This window comes from Lentihominibacter hominis (assembly GCF_014385065.1).
GTDB lineage: Bacteria > Bacillota > Clostridia > Peptostreptococcales > Anaerovoracaceae > Lentihominibacter > Lentihominibacter hominis.
In genome coordinates this window covers 421,239-436,558 of sequence record NZ_JACRTA010000002.1, presented here as the reverse complement: position 1 = coordinate 436,558, position 15,320 = coordinate 421,239, and the positions used below count along the sequence as shown (strand labels likewise).

General features: G+C 37.6%; 16 protein-coding genes. 2 read left to right on the top strand and 14 right to left on the bottom strand.

The window, feature by feature from the left end; genetic code table 11:
• Positions 1-161: 161 nt before the first annotated feature.
• The 12 genes from H8692_RS07315 to H8692_RS07260 all read right to left on the bottom strand — a co-directional run bounded on the left by H8692_RS07315 (position 162) and on the right by H8692_RS07260 (position 10,753).
• The gene (locus H8692_RS07315) at positions 162-1,304 is read right to left on the bottom strand and encodes an acyltransferase family protein (RefSeq protein ID WP_187525354.1); all 1,143 of its coding nucleotides are present in this window, start codon (positions 1,302-1,304) and stop codon (positions 162-164) included.
• A 133-nt stretch (positions 1,305-1,437) separates the two neighbouring features.
• On the bottom strand, positions 1,438-1,746 hold the full coding sequence (locus H8692_RS07310; protein ID WP_177268835.1) for an MGMT family protein: 309 nt from the start codon (positions 1,744-1,746) through the stop codon (positions 1,438-1,440).
• Positions 1,746-2,534 (bottom strand): hypothetical protein, encoded by a 789-nt coding sequence (locus tag H8692_RS07305; protein WP_177268837.1) that lies wholly within the window; start codon positions 2,532-2,534, stop codon positions 1,746-1,748. Before H8692_RS07305 ends, H8692_RS07310 begins: the two co-directional genes overlap by 1 nt.
• A 152-nt stretch (positions 2,535-2,686) precedes the next feature.
• Positions 2,687-4,576: a heavy metal translocating P-type ATPase gene (locus tag H8692_RS07300; protein WP_177268839.1), complete on the bottom strand. Its 1,890-nt coding sequence runs from the start codon at positions 4,574-4,576 to the stop codon at positions 2,687-2,689.
• Between the two features lie 200 nt (positions 4,577-4,776).
• Complete coding sequence (locus H8692_RS07295; protein WP_177268847.1) at positions 4,777-5,049, bottom strand: metal-sensing transcriptional repressor; 273 nt, start codon at positions 5,047-5,049, stop codon at positions 4,777-4,779.
• Between the two features lie 110 nt (positions 5,050-5,159).
• Positions 5,160-5,963, bottom strand: coding sequence for a protein-ADP-ribose hydrolase (locus H8692_RS07290; protein WP_177268849.1), 804 nt, complete (start codon positions 5,961-5,963; stop codon positions 5,160-5,162).
• A 30-nt stretch (positions 5,964-5,993) separates the two neighbouring features.
• Positions 5,994-6,911, bottom strand: a complete 918-nt coding sequence (locus H8692_RS07285) for an SIR2 family NAD-dependent protein deacylase (protein WP_187525353.1) — start codon at positions 6,909-6,911, stop codon at positions 5,994-5,996.
• Between the two features lie 19 nt (positions 6,912-6,930).
• Positions 6,931-7,368 carry a PPC domain-containing DNA-binding protein gene (locus tag H8692_RS07280; RefSeq protein ID WP_187525352.1) on the bottom strand — a complete coding sequence of 146 codons (438 nt, stop codon included), beginning with the start codon at positions 7,366-7,368 and terminating at the stop codon, positions 6,931-6,933.
• A gap of 18 nt (positions 7,369-7,386) precedes the next feature.
• A complete protein-coding gene (locus tag H8692_RS07275; protein ID WP_187525351.1) occupies positions 7,387-8,127 on the bottom strand; it encodes an ATP-binding cassette domain-containing protein in 741 nt (246 codons plus the stop codon).
• Positions 8,124-9,011 carry a glycine betaine ABC transporter substrate-binding protein gene (locus H8692_RS10935; protein ID WP_177268857.1) on the bottom strand — a complete coding sequence of 296 codons (888 nt, stop codon included), beginning with the start codon at positions 9,009-9,011 and terminating at the stop codon, positions 8,124-8,126. Before H8692_RS10935 ends, H8692_RS07275 begins: the two co-directional genes overlap by 4 nt.
• Positions 9,012-9,031: 20 nt before the next feature.
• Positions 9,032-9,670, bottom strand: coding sequence for an ABC transporter permease subunit (locus H8692_RS10930; protein WP_187525350.1), 639 nt, complete (start codon positions 9,668-9,670; stop codon positions 9,032-9,034).
• A 213-nt stretch (positions 9,671-9,883) separates the two neighbouring features.
• Positions 9,884-10,753: a nitroreductase family protein gene (locus H8692_RS07260; protein ID WP_187525349.1), complete on the bottom strand. Its 870-nt coding sequence runs from the start codon at positions 10,751-10,753 to the stop codon at positions 9,884-9,886.
• Between the two features lie 256 nt (positions 10,754-11,009).
• Between H8692_RS07260 and H8692_RS07255 the strand changes: the two genes are divergently transcribed.
• Both H8692_RS07255 and H8692_RS07250 read left to right on the top strand, forming a co-directional pair.
• Positions 11,010-11,345: a winged helix-turn-helix transcriptional regulator gene (locus H8692_RS07255; protein ID WP_187525348.1), complete on the top strand. Its 336-nt coding sequence runs from the start codon at positions 11,010-11,012 to the stop codon at positions 11,343-11,345.
• Between the two features lie 152 nt (positions 11,346-11,497).
• Positions 11,498-13,678, top strand: coding sequence for a hybrid sensor histidine kinase/response regulator (locus tag H8692_RS07250; RefSeq protein WP_187525347.1), 2,181 nt, complete (start codon positions 11,498-11,500; stop codon positions 13,676-13,678).
• A 15-nt stretch (positions 13,679-13,693) separates the two neighbouring features.
• On the opposite strand, the gene H8692_RS10875 is transcribed toward H8692_RS07250, so the two are convergent.
• A complete protein-coding gene (locus H8692_RS10875) occupies positions 13,694-13,825 on the bottom strand; it encodes a hypothetical protein (RefSeq protein WP_283242299.1) in 132 nt (43 codons plus the stop codon).
• A 96-nt stretch (positions 13,826-13,921) separates the two neighbouring features.
• Entirely contained in the window at positions 13,922-15,244 is a 1,323-nt protein-coding gene (locus tag H8692_RS07245; RefSeq protein ID WP_187525346.1) for an MATE family efflux transporter, read from the bottom strand.
• Positions 15,245-15,320 lie beyond the last annotated feature (76 nt).

Sequence of the window (15,320 nt, the reverse complement as noted above, 5' to 3'; positions counted from 1 at the left end):
GTAAATACTGAAAAAAGTCAACTATATATAGTGACTTTTTAATATCCACTTGCTGTATTTGTATAATATATTTGCAATATTAAAATAATGCCGGATATCCTTCTGAATTTATGTTGTTCTGAAAACACTTTTACTGTTATCCGACAAATACTCCATATTTATCAGTAATCACTTTTTCTTTCATACCGTACTGGAGTCGATCCTTCTCTTCTATCTGTATTTTCCCCGAGATTATACTTTTTTCTTGTTTCTACTGCAATCCTATATGTTCTGTGAATAAGATTCATACATTTTCCAACTGCCCCTATTATCAATATATCATAACAAAAATACAATATTTTATTATAGTATAAGGAAAGTACAGGTCTTGACAAAACATATACAGACAGAACCACAGCAGCCGCCAATATTCCATGATACAAAACATTTCCCTCACCGGCTACCCCTGTGCTTTCTATTATATACCTTATCGGGATATGCAGCAAATACACCGTCATGGTATTCCTCCCTATACAGGAAAGCCAACTTTCTTTTTTTCCCGCAAGATTAATCAATACCATAATCCATCCCAAAGCTGTCACTGCTAAAACCAACCTGGCAAATATACCCTCAAAATTACTCATCCCAAATGCCAAATAGCATTCTTTCATCTGCCATACCTCGGTGTCCCAGACTTCACCATATGCCATAAATAAAGAAAATGCACCCAGAAATATCAGAACAATGATCATGATACCCTTCGGTATATCTCTTATTTTCTCAATGTGTTTTTCTTCGCATTTATACCCTAAAATAAAGAAAAAGAAAAAAGAACATATCCTTCCTAATGCTAATTCTTCACCTAAAAACGGAATACATCCAGAGATCAGCATTAAAAATACACTTATGTGTACAATATATGGAATCTTATAAATCGACTTAAGAAAAAACCTATACACAAACATTACCAGCATAAACCACAAAGCAAAAGATGGTTTAAAAAAATTAAGCTCCGCATTGCCTGAAAGTATATACCTGCTTATAAACATCAATGGCATCATAATTATATACGGTAAAAGAAAATTTTTCACAGCTCCGTCTCTGCATTTCTGCAGATTTTTGGAAAAATATCCGGAAAAGAATAAAAAGCCCTGCATTATGAAAGAGAACGCTGTGATATATACTGTCCCGTCAAAAGACGACAGCTGAAAGCTCCCTCCTACTCTCAAATAATGAGCCGTTATCACGGAAATCATCAATATTCCTTTGATATTATCCATCAGATGATTTCTTGTTTTTGTCTCTTCTGACGATATAACCTGCAAAGATACCTCCTATTAACATTTTTTACACAACAAAAAATCTACTATGTTATTATTCACAAAATAACATAGTAGTCAACATATCTCACATAATTTCCAAGAAACTTTCATAATATCTTAATTTAACAGAATATATTTATTCTTCCCACAGACATTTCTTTATATCTACATGGTTCAGATCCTTCATAGGAACACCTTCCTTCATCAAAAGCCCCCTTTGATCCTCCCATCCGGGAACAAGTCGACCTGCATGATTAACCACCCTATGGCACGGATATTCCCCATATAACTCAGACATTGAAAGAACCCTTCCTACAAGGCGAGCATTTTTTTCACGTCCTATAAGTCTCGCAATCTGTCCGTAAGTCGCAACACAGCCCTCCGGAATCTCCTCAACTACAGATAATATTTCATAAAGGAGATCTTTGTCTAAAAGCATCTTCATTACGATATCTTCCTATTTTCACGGATCTGAGAATAAACAAAATCAAAGAGTTTTACAACATTATCATTTAGAATACTCTCACCTTCTTTATATGTTTCATTTTCGCGGGCGTCCACAATATCCTTAGCTCTTTCTGAAGCTCCTGTCTGTGCCATATCAAGAACAAATGAATCTTGATCCCTTATAGCCGTTACCGCAATAACACAGCATCCTGCCAACTTGAGCTTGAGACCGTACTGGTCTTTCACATCTCCATCTATCTTCTGATATCTCCTCTGTAAATCGTCACACACCGCTATCCATTTATCTGCTACTTCTTCAAAAGTTCTTTCTGCTATACTCTCTCTGTACTCTGCTCGGCATGTTTCATGATCGTGATTAGAAAGGGTTTTCCATGTAAAATACTCAAGAATAGAAAATACACACACCTCATGAACTCCATACTCTATATTATCGAGCCCCTCGAACGGAGGAATCTGAAAAAAGTCTCCAATATCATCATATAATCTTTTGAAGGCATCATCAGCTTTATGATTCTTCATAAAGCTGTCAAAATCAGCTTTTATCGATTCAGTCTCCTCCATAAGCATATCCACATCGTAAAGCTTACGTTCTCCACTGCCTATCATGTTCTCATAATATTCTTCACATTTTTTTACAGTTTCGGGTTTCAGACCCTTTGTCAGGCTTTTAAGATCTATTATTTCACCTGCGATTTGTCCTCTTGTCAATTCTCGTTTTTCACCCGTACATATTCTCTGCATTTCCATAGCAATTTCATAATCCATAGCTTTTCTTTAAGCCTCCTGTTTTTAATATATAACACGTCTATATTATATCCAGTTTGCCAAGTAAAATCAATTATATTACATTCATAAAACCTATGTGCTTACCATGGATAAAATTAAAGGTGCAAAAAAACTAAACTCTGTTAATATGCCTAAACTTTAATCTTACTCCTCCAGTTCAAAAGTATAGCTGAGTTTACAATGACAATAATAGATCCGGCATTATGTACGAGTGCTCCTATCACAGGAGTAAGTATACCTGTAATAGCAAGTATGACAGCAATAAAATTCAATATCATAGAAAAGCTCATATTACACTTTATGGTTGCCATCATTCTTTTTGACAGAGCAAGAAGATGTGGAAGTTCTTTGATTTCATCATCTATAAGTACAATATCTGCCGCATCCACTGCTATATCGCTTCCAACTTCTCCCATTGCAATTCCCACATCGGCTTTCTTCAGGGCTGGAGCATCATTTATACCATCACCTATCATGCAGATCTTTTTTCCTTGTTCTTGATATTGCTCTATCATGCCAAGCTTATCTTCCGGAAAACATTCTGCGTATACTTCTTTGATATTTAAACGTTCCGCTATAGAAACTGCTGCACTTTTATGATCTCCTGTCAAAAGTACAGGTCTGATTTTAAGTGAAATCAGAGATTTTATCATATCAGGACTTTCCGATCTTACGGTGTCAGACAAAGCCAAATAGCCTGCAGGTTCTCCATCTGAAGCTACATATATACTCGTACATCCCCGATTTGAAAACATATTCACAGCAGCTTTCTGTACCTTTGAAAACAGAATATTGTTATCCTTCATCATAGCTTCATTTCCGGCCAACAGTTTTTTCCCTTTAATAACACAGGAAACGCCTCTTCCGGGGATCATTCTGAATTCATCCGGCTGTTCGGGAACCTTTCCCATCTCGTTAATATAGCACCTAACTACAGCTTTGCCCAGAGGATGTTCTGACAGCTTTTCCGCTGAAGCACAAAAACCATATATATCCTCATAGCTATATTGACTCAAAAAACTTCTTACTGCAGTTACTTCAGGTGTTCCATATGTCAAAGTTCCGGTCTTGTCAAAAGTTACTTCAGAAACAGATGCCAATCGCTCCAAAGCATCCCCTTCACGTACAAGAAATCCGTGTTTCGTAGCGTTCCCTATAGCTGCCATAATCGCAGTAGGAGTTGCCAGTACGAGAGCACATGGGCAAAAAACCACGAGAATAGTTACTGCTCTGATAAGCTCTTCTGATACAAGCCATGTAAATCCTGCTGCTGCCAAAGCCACAACAACTATCCACGTAGCCCATCGATCTGCTATGCCAACGATCTCTGCTTTCCCCGCATCCGCTGACTGTACAAGTCTTATCATTCTCTGAATAGAACTGTCTTCTCCTACTTTTACAGCCTTCATCTCAAAAGGGCCAAACTGATTTACAGTACCCGAAGAAACCTCATCACCTTCCGATTTGTCTACTGGTAAAGATTCTCCTGTCATAACAGCCTCATTCACCGACGTCTTCCCTGATAGAACAATCCCATCAACAGGAATAGTCTCTCCGGGCAATACTCTGAGAATATCATCGACAGCTACCTGCTGCGCAGATATAATCTTTTCTGAACCATTTTTTATAACTCTTGCAGTCTGAGGAGTAAGATGAACAAGTTTTTCTATCCCGGCTCTTGCCCGTTCAACGGTAATATCCTCCAAAAGCGCTCCCAGCTGCATAATAAATGCCACTTCTCCTGCAGCAAAATCTTCTCCTATAAACACCGCTGCAATAAGCGCCATTGAAACCAGTACATCTGCTTTTATATCAAATTCAGTGACAAGGCCTATGACAGCTTCAAGAATTATAGGAATTCCGCACAGGATTATAGCTATCCACGCTAAATCAAAAGAAAGGTCAAAAATATGAAAGATACTTAACAAAAGAGATATACCGGAAATTGCAAGCAATATTATCTCTTTTACAGTTCCTCCAACATTTAAAAAAGTTTCCACCTTTTTCATAAAAATCTTCATAATAACTCCTCTCGTTATACCTATGCTGGTATAAGTATTATAAGCAAATTATACCCATAGGGGTATTAGTTGTCAAGATGAATTTGTTTTATTATCCTCATACAATTTTCCCCAAAAAAAAAATGCTTATAAGAGCACTGTGTGTTGATTACCCTTATAAGCATACTTAAAAGCTTAAATTATCTGCTGACTAAACTCTATTACATATTGGCAAACCGCTCTACAGCTTTAGTAAAGTTTTCAATAGTCTGATCCGCGTCACCATGTTCTATGCCATCACGGACACAATGTTTAATATGTCCCTCAAGAACTACCTGCCCGGCTCTGTGAAGAGCTGATTTCGCAGCATTTATCTGCGCAAGTACATCCTCACAGGGAACATCTTCGTCCACCATTCTATCTATAGCCTGCACTTGGCCTATTATTTTTTTTAATCTTCTGTGCAGATTGTCTGCATCCATACACTGTCTCATATCATTCCTCCATATTATTCCCATCACTATACCTATATAGGTATATGTATTTATTATATGATAAACAAGCAATAAATGTCAATAAAATGCATTTTATTTAAAATCTGATATTACCCATTACAGATAATTCCTCTGTAAATATCATAATCTTCCTCTTTAAAAACATTAAATATAACTTTTTTTATTTCTGTACTTTTCTTTAAAAAATCAGTAACTGTCTTTATGGCTATTTCAGCTGCTTTTGCACGCGGAAATAGAAATTCACCTGTAGAAATACAGCAAAAAGCTACTGATTTCAGCTGATTTTTCGCAGCCAATTCAAGGCAGGAACTATAGCAGGATGAAAGCTGATGGCATTGTTTTTTCGTAAGTTCTCCCGATACGACAGGTCCAACTGTATGCAGCACATATTTACTTGGAAGATTAAAAGCAGAAGTTAATCTCGCACTTCCGACCGGCTCTTTATGTCCCTTCATCATTTCGTTACATGCAAGCCTCAGCTGTACTCCGCTTATGCTGTGAATGATATTGTCTACACACCCGTGACATGGAATAAAACATCCCAGCATGGTAGTATTGGCAGCATTCACGATAGCATCAGCATCAAGTCTTGTGATATCTCCTTTCCACAAACTGATACGATCTGCAGAAGGCAGTATTGACTCAAACTCATCTCTCACAGATAGAATTTTTTCAGCCGAAACAACTCCTTTTAATCTTACCTTTTCAGATAAATACTGATCCTGAATTTTAATAAATTCTGTACTTACAGGTTTTGGCAGGCGCACATTCATCAGTCCTCTTAAAAGCTTGTCCTGAAAATATGCCTCATCAGAAACTTCCATATCAGGATATTTCATTGATTCTGCTAAAAGCGCTTTTATCAGAAATAATCTTTTTTCATCGTGTGTCATATCGTGTTCCTCTCTCAACAACCACAGCCATCATGCTATCTTTTTAAGGATCTTGCCTATATCATCATTTATACATGTGGCTCTCTGTACTATGTTTTCCGGACATACTGCTTCACCTTGGTTAATACAAGCATATGATGCTCTGTGGTTTTTTGCTGCCATCCGCCAGAATGGATATTTTATTATACCGGGAGTGTTCATTCCCACTCCAAGCTCTAAAAACAATATTTTGCTTTTCCTGTGATTTCTCAGAAATGTCATATACCTTTCGTAAGCTTCGTGCCAGCTGTTATTTTCCACAAACGTACTGTCTGATCTCAAATTCATAGACATAGGACGGCCACAAATAGGACATTTCGGTATAAGACGTGAAGGAATCCTCATCTTCAGGCTCTGTTTTTCAGTTATATACAACATGCCTTTTGTATCAAAAGAAAACCCCTGAGCCCTGAGCATGGCTCTTACTTTGTGTTCATTATCATATGTCTCATTATGACAAGGTTTTGAACACTGCCAAAGACCATAATCTCCTTGAGTATAAAAAAGTCTCTTCTTAGCAAATCCTGCCTTTTGAAAGCAATGATCCACATTAGTTGTTATTACAAAATAATCTTTATTCTTAACAGCACTGTACAAATCGTCATATACACTTTTAGGGATTCTCTGATATCTATTGATATAAATATTCCTGCTCCAAAATGCCCATTGCTCTTCAAAAGTTTCAAACGGATAAAATCCCCCCGAATACATATCATGAAATCCGTATTTTTTCTCAAAATCAAAGAAATATCTACCGAAGGTTTCTCCGTCATATTCAAATCCTGCTGATGCAGAAAGACCGGCTCCCGCCCCAATTACAACGGCTTGCGTACTTTCCATGATTTTCTTAAAATGCTTTATAACTTCTGAGGTATTCTTTTCACTCTCATTAAAAACTTTAAAAAACATATTGTTAGCTCCTTCCATATCATGATAAATCCCATATGTCAATGCCTGTATCAATATCAGTCATTCTTCTGATTTTTTCATCTGCCGTCTTGATTATAATTTCCCCTGTATAATTTATCCTAGCATCCTGCAAATGTCCTGCCGCCACAATTATATTACCTTTTTCACTGAATGACGAAAATACTGCATGGCCATGAAGGAACGGTTCTCCTGAATCTCCTTCAGATATATTCCCCATAAGAGAAACCATTTCCAGCATTCCTTCAATATAAGACACATTAAAATCATTTTTTTCCGGCTCCCACGAAGAAATCTCAGCTTTATCACATGCACCGATTCCCTGAAAATAGCCTGTTAAAATATTTTCTTTTCTGCAGATATCATATATAGATTTTGTTACCGACTCGCCTTTATCTACACGAAGGTAGATTGTATTTTCTATCCTCTTATAATCCATAACTATTCTCCAAAATTATCATTTTACTGATCTGAATAAAAGTTTTTCCACAAATTCGTCAGCCGGATTTTTTCTTACCGCATCAGGACTGTCGTATTGCTTTACGCATCCTCTGTCCATAACAAGAACTTTAGTCCCCAGCCTCATTGCTTCATTAATATCATGAGTAACGAATAAAATTGTTATACCGGTCTGCTCATGTATACGTATTATCTCATCCTGCAGCATCCCTCTTGTTATCTCATCTACCGACCCAAAAGGTTCATCCATAAGAAGAATCTCAGGAGATACTGCCAGAGAGCGGGCTATACCTACCCTTTGCTGCTGACCTCCCGAAAGCTGATAAGGATATCTTTCTTTCATGGAAAATTCCAGTCCTACTATATTCATCCATTTATCGACTGCCGCATCTATTTTCTTTCTATCCCGTTTATTGAGAAGGTTCGGTACATAGGCAATATTCTTCGCTACCGTCATATGAGGAAACAGTACGCTTCCCTGAACGCAATAACCTATGCTGCGTCTCAAACTTGTAAGATCAGTCTGCCTTGTATTCTTACCATTCACTATCACATTTCCTGATGTGGGAATAATCAGCCCGTTTGCCATTTTCAGGAGAGTAGTCTTGCCACACCCGGATGATCCTATGACAGTAACAAACTCTCCTTTTTTCACTTCAAAATTAATATCACTTATCACCTGACTATCACTATATACCATAGAAATATTTTCATATCTTATTATTTTACTATCTGTCATTTTAAAAGCCCCTTTTCCTGCAAAAAATCTTTTGCCACATCTTCCGGAGACTGTCCATCTATTTCTACTTTATAGTTAAGCCCTGCCATTTCGTCATCAGTTATAAGGTTGTCCATCTTATCAAAGACACTCTGAAGTTCCGGATATTCTCTGATCAAATCATTCCTTACTACAAAACCGCATACATATGACGGGTATAGACCTCTGTCATCTTCTAAAACCACAGCATCTGCGGCTGAAAGCTGACCATCTGTTGTAAAGATATTCATAACATCTATTTTCTTCTGTCTGAGAGCATCATATTTAAGACCTATATCTAAATCCATAGTATCAGCGAACTTCATTCCATACGTTTCATACAGAGCCCTGTATCCATCTTCACGCTCAAAGAAATCATATTCTGCTCCGAATATCAAATCTCCTGATATAGCTGCCAGATCAGAATAAGTCTTAATATTATACTTTTCAACAACTTCCTTTGTCACCGCAATTCCATATGTATTATTAAAACCCGTCATACCACACCATGTCATCCCCAGTTTATCGTAGCCTTTCTGAAGTTCGCTGAACATACTTTCATCATATATGCTTTCCTCTTTCAACACAGCATTCCAGCCGGAACCCGTGTACTCAGGATAAAAATCAAATTCGCCTCTTTCCATAGCAGGCTGTATATTAGATGTACCGCCTCCCACTCCTTCCGTTATATTTACCGTAAGGTCTGTATCCTGCTCAATCAGTATTTTTATCATACTTCCCAAAATATACTGTTCCGTCATAGGTTTAGTAGCCATATTTATAACACCTGTTTTACTACTGCATCCTGTAAAACCTACAATAACCAATAAAATCCCAACTATCAAAACAACTGTCCTCTTCTTCATTTTATCCTCCCTGTTACTCTTTAAATTGCTTTATGCTTATAAGTATATTTCTCTATCTTTCCTATCACAAGGTCTGCCAAGACAGCCAGTAAAGCTATTAAAAAGCTCCCTAAAACAGTCATAGCTTTATTATTTGTAGTTATCCCTCTGTATATAGCAACGCCCAAACCTCCGGCCCCTATAAAAGATGCTATTCCTGCAAGAGCAATAGTCATTACTGCCATATTACGTATCCCCGCTGTTATCACAGGCATCGCCAAAGGTAACTTTACTTTAAAAAGAACCTGAACTTTAGTGCCTCCCATCCCTGAAGCTGCTTCAACTATCAGAGGACTGACATTCGCAATACCTATATAAGTATTGCGCACCATAGGCAAAAGCGCGTACACACTGAGAGCTATAACTGCAGTCGTATCTCCTATCCCTGAAAAAGGGATTAAAAATCCGAGAAGAGATATTGATGGTATAGTATAAATAAAATTGACTATTCCCATAACTATCTTTGAACTTTTTTTAAATTCACTGATCAATATGCCTATTCCCAGACCCGCTGCTATAGATATAAAAATAGATATAAAAGATATTTGTAAATGTTCTGTCAAAAGTCCTGCAAAAAAATCCCATCTTTCCATTAATAAGCCTACTGTTTCTTCAATCATGATTTCTCCTTTCTACATACTGCTGCGGACACTTTTCAAAACAAAATCCGCAAAGTAAACAATGCGCCTGCTTCATATAAAAATCCCTTAATATCTTCTTTAAACATCTCCCAATGTAAAACTCTTTCTGTATATCGGCCAAACACCTAAATCAAAGAATCCTTCCTTGTCTGAGGGTATATACAAAACACTTCTAATACTGATGGTCAAACATCATTTCAGAAATATTTCAGAAAAAGGTCTTTTTATCCTTTTCTTCTCAAGTTTTTTTTGAACACCTCTCTTATAAGTTATCTGTGGATATCCAAATCCGATTATCATCGGCACATAATGATCATGAGGTATTTGCAGAATATCCCTGATATCAGGCATCAGCTCCAGATAATCAAGAGAAAACGTCATCATCACTGCTCCTATCCCTTTCGAAACACATAAAAGTTCAAAATATGTTCCGGCAATCACTGCATCCTGCTGCGGAGTTCCGTTTCCCAAAGGTACATGAGGTATAAGCAAATGAGGAGCGCCGCAAAACAACATATCAGGTCTTACAGTCTTTTCCCACTTTTTCATCTGCTGATAAGATTGTCTGTCGAATCCTTTCGGATATATCCCATCTGCTGCAAGCTTCTCCATCTCTCTATATGCAAGCCTGCGAAAATATTCCATTTTATCTTTATCATCTATAAGAATAAATTCCACTTGTTGCTTATTGCCTCCATTAGGTATATTTGCCAGCAAATCAATCATATGATTGACTATACTTTTATCTACATTACAATTCTTATATCTTCGGCACGAATGTCTGTTTACAACTAAAGAGTCCATAATCTGCCCCGCTTTAGTTATATCAGGAATCATGATACTCTCCTCGGGTTTTAGCCCAAACACTGATATTGCCGCTGTCGGACATACAGCTAAACAATGCTGGCATTTCCAGCAGCCATTCCATCCAAACTCAGCGACTGATTCTATTTCAGGTCTATTGTTCTTATTCATATAAAGTATCCCGCCGGGACAAACCTTTACACATTTTCCGCAACCTATACACTTTTTTACATCTACCTTAAATTCTGCAATATTCATTTTTTCCCTCCCTTGTTTCAGGAGTTATTTTATAAAAAGCCTGTCTTTGCAACAAGTACGCACTTTTTTATAAGAATACGCACCTTTTTGTTACTTTTTCATGATTTCAGACTTTATAGTATAAAGTTTTTTAACAGCATGATATATACGTCAATCTGCCATACAGTCATCATTGCTCCAAACTTTGCCTTATGTTAAAATAAAAACAATATTTTGAAATTCATCACGTTAAATAAAAAAAGAGGGTAATGATATCATGAAAAAGAAAGACGAACTTCCCGCATGTCCTGTTGCAACAACAGTACAACTCATAGGCAGCAAGTGGAAACTTCTCATTATACGGAATCTCCTTGTAAAGCCATGGCGTTTCAACGAACTTCAAAAAGATCTCGAAGGTATAAGCCATAAAGTTCTGACTGACAGTCTCAGATCTATGGAATCTGATGGAATCATTAACCGTACGGTATACCCGGAAGTTCCTCCGCGAGTAGAATATTCTCTCAGCCATCTCGGAGAATCTATGCGTCCTATATTGGACGCCATGGAAAACTGGGGCAACGGATATAAAAAAACTTACAAAAATGAAAAATGATTTTCAGTCTCTTCGGCTTTTATAAAAGCCTTGTTGTACCCATAAGAATAATGCTATACTGTAACCCGTTGAAATTAAAATTCTATATTTATTTGTCGTATTGGAGAAACTCTATGTTTAAAAAAAAGCCACAAAAAAGGTCAATATCAAATATGCGGAGATTCTGGATCATCTCGACGGTGTTCGTCCTTGTGGCAGCCACTGCAGTCTTCGGAATTCTGAGAAACTATCTTGAAAAAATCAATCAAGACTCGGTAAGTAAAATCAATCAGGTTCATATGAAGGAGAGCAGCAGTGAAATACAACATCATTTTGACACTATTATCAATCTGCGTATCTCGCAAGCTCAGTCACTTTTATCAGAAGCTCAAAACGAAGATAATTATGATACCATCATGTACAATCTTTCAGTGGGAGCTGACGCATTTGGTTTTACTTTCATAGGTATGTATCAGGAGGACGGAAATCTTCTCACGATTTATCAAGACAAAGATGAAACCATCAACATTATAAACGAACAGCCGTTCCGCACATCGATAAAAAACGACATCGATAAAGTAGCTCTAGGAGAAACTCAATCAGGCGATTTATTGTTCTTACAGGGAGTACCTGCTGATTTTTCCATTGGAGAAAATAACGGAATAGCATTGGTTACCGGCGGTCCCATGGATTTTTTGAATGAGGAACTGTCCCTGCAGGACAATGGCGATGGATGTCTTTCTCACATCATCAGAAACGACGGCTCTTTTATCATCAAAAACGATGATAATGCAACAGAAAACAATTATTTGGACAGGGTATCAAAACTGGCTGAAGCCAGCGGCATGGACAGTGACAAAACGTTATCTGATATAAAGCAAAAAATGGCAGACAGGGAAAAATTTTCTCTGTATTTTTCTGACGGTACACTAAATCATCACTGTTTCTATTCTCCGCTCACAAATTCAGAATGGTATCTGGTAACCCTTATGCCTGAAGGCGCTACTGACAGTATCATACAATCCAACAGTGACCTGCGTCTCAAAGCTGTAATGATATCCGGTTCTATCATTTTGTGCATTCTTTTGGGAAGTTTTATACTTTATTATCTTTCGGAGAAGCATCAGAGGAGTATCGTTGAAAAAGCCAAAGCCGATGCTGAGGCTGCCAAAGCTGAAGCAGATCATGCCAATAAAGCAAAAAGTGAATTCCTCTCAAATATGAGCCACGACATCCGAACGCCTATTAATGCAATATTGGGCCTTGCTACACTTGCCCAATCCCGAACAGACAATGAAAACGATATGAAAAACTATCTTGAAAAAATAATACTTTCAGGAAAACATCTTTTAGGGCTTATCAATGATATATTGGATATGTCAAAAATCGAAAACGGTAAACTAACACTCAATATCACTCCTACTTCTCTTCGCGAAACAGTTAATACTGCCGCAGAGATAATAAAACCTCAGGCAAACGCAAAAAATCAATTATTTGATTTGTTTATTCATGATATTACTGAAGATATGGTCTTCTGTGACAATGTACGCCTTAATCAGGTCCTCTTGAATCTACTGTCCAATGCAGTTAAATTTACTAAAAAGAACGGAACTGTAAGGTTGACTGTATGGCAGGAAACACCTGAGGAAAACAGCGAATATACACGTACACACGTCATAGTACAAGATAACGGAATAGGAATGTCAGAAGAATTCCAAAAAATAATCTTCGACTCATTCTCACGCGAAAACAAAGAAAATATCATGCGCACAGAAGGTACAGGTCTGGGTATGGCAATTACAAAAAATATTATTGATGCTTTTGGCGGAACCATTACAGTGAAGAGCCACATTGATCAAGGTTCCGAATTTCATATAACACTGGACCTGAAACCATGTGTTCCGAAAAGAGAAGAACACAATCTGCCCGATGAAAACAACACTTTAAAGGAAGAAAAACACGGCCTTCAAGGGAAACATATTTTAGTAGCCGAAGATAATGAACTTAACTGGGAAATAGCATACGAACTTCTGACTGATTTTGGGCTTAAACTATATCATGCAGAAAACGGAAAACGTTGCCTCGAAATGTTCGAGGAATCAGAACTCAATTACTACAGCGCCATTCTGATGGACGTCAGAATGCCGGTAATGGATGGTTATGAAACTACAAGAGCAATCCGATCATTGCTCCGCCCGGATGCTGATCTTCCTATCATCGCCATGACAGCAGATGTTTTTTCAGAGGATATAAAACGTTGTCTGGACAGCGGTATGAACGATCACATTGCAAAGCCAATAGATATACAGCAGGTAATGGCAACTCTGGAGAACACTATAATAAAAAAACAATAAAACCATGATCTCCCATCATCTCCAGATATATGAAGATGATGGGATTCTATTTGCTTTCGTTATTTCGGTATTTACATAATCATCGACATCAGATTTACTGAGAGAAACTATTCCGCAAGACTTAGCACTGATAACAAAACATTTCATTTTCCTCCGAGTTTGTTTTTTGCTTTGAATTTATATCATAATATATAAACCCACTATCTTTAATAAGGTGATTATAACAGCAAAAATAAAAATAAATCAGCCCGGATGTTTAACAAAAACTCTTATTCCATACATTATCAATAGAAGTATCCATGCAAAAGCTTCAGCGTATGCTATAACCATATTCCCAAAAAAAGAAACAAGCCCATAAGACAATATAATACGAACTGCCAGAGAAACTATTCCTGCAACACTGGAGTATACCACATCCCCCAGCCCTTCAATATAGCCCCTCATAGCTGTAGCTATGCCAAACACAAGATAAAAGCTTGCCAAACGGTAAAAGAAATTCCGTCCGATATCTATAGCAGCCTCACTTGCACCAAATAGACTTATCAAAGAACCTCCGGACAATACGATCAGTGCTGTCAACACAACTGAAACTATCACCATCAAAGCAGTTCCCACAAAAAAAATTTTTCTGGTCTGCCTTATTTTCCCCGCCCCGTAATTCTGAGCCACTATAGTAGAAATTCCGGAACCGAGATTGATAATAGGCAAAAGCGCCATAGTATCTATACGATAAGCCGTAGTAATAGCCGCAACTGTCTGAGTCCCGAATCCATTCATAAAATTCTGCAATATTATACTTCCAAAAGCTGTTATACTGGACTGTATCATGGGAGGCAGCCCGAAATTAAATCCCTGAACCAAACACCCCTTGTCCACCAACTTTTCCCTGAATGAAAAACGAAGAGACGTATATTTGCTTGACGCATAAATTATTATGAACACAGCCATCGATATTTGTGAAAGAACAGTTGCAGCTGCCGCTCCTCTGACACCCCATCCCCATAAAGCAACAAATATAATATCAAGTACAATATTTACTATAGAAGATACGAGGATCGCGAGAAACGGAGCTTTGCTGTCTCCTGTTCCTCTCATAGCTGCAGAATATACATTATATACTGCCATAAAAGGGATCCCGGCAAATATGATCTGTAAATAATCCGCAGCCATATGTATCGTATCACCGGTAGTATGCAGAAGCTCAAGCAAGGGAACTGTAGTGAGTGCTCCCAGCAGAGACAATATAATAAAACTTGCCCCAAGAATTACTGTAAAAGTAGACAATACCTTCGGAATATAATCCAGCTCACCGCTTCCGAATTTTTGTCCAAAAAGAATAGCCAACCCCAGAGTAAATCCGGTAATGGCCATAATATAAAAATTGATAACTGTTCCTGTTGCACCTACTGCCGCCAGTGCCAGCTCTCCTTCTACATTTCCTACTATAAAAGCATCCACCCAATTATAAAGCTGCTGCAAAATACCACTTAAAATAAGCGGCAGGCTGAACCTTACCAGCGTATTAACTATATTCTTGAAATCATCGCCAAATATATGTTCAATCATAAAAGCTCCTTTCTCTCTCAAAAATAAAACCGTATGCAACAGCCTTGCATACGGTAGGTGCTCACCCGTTTCAACT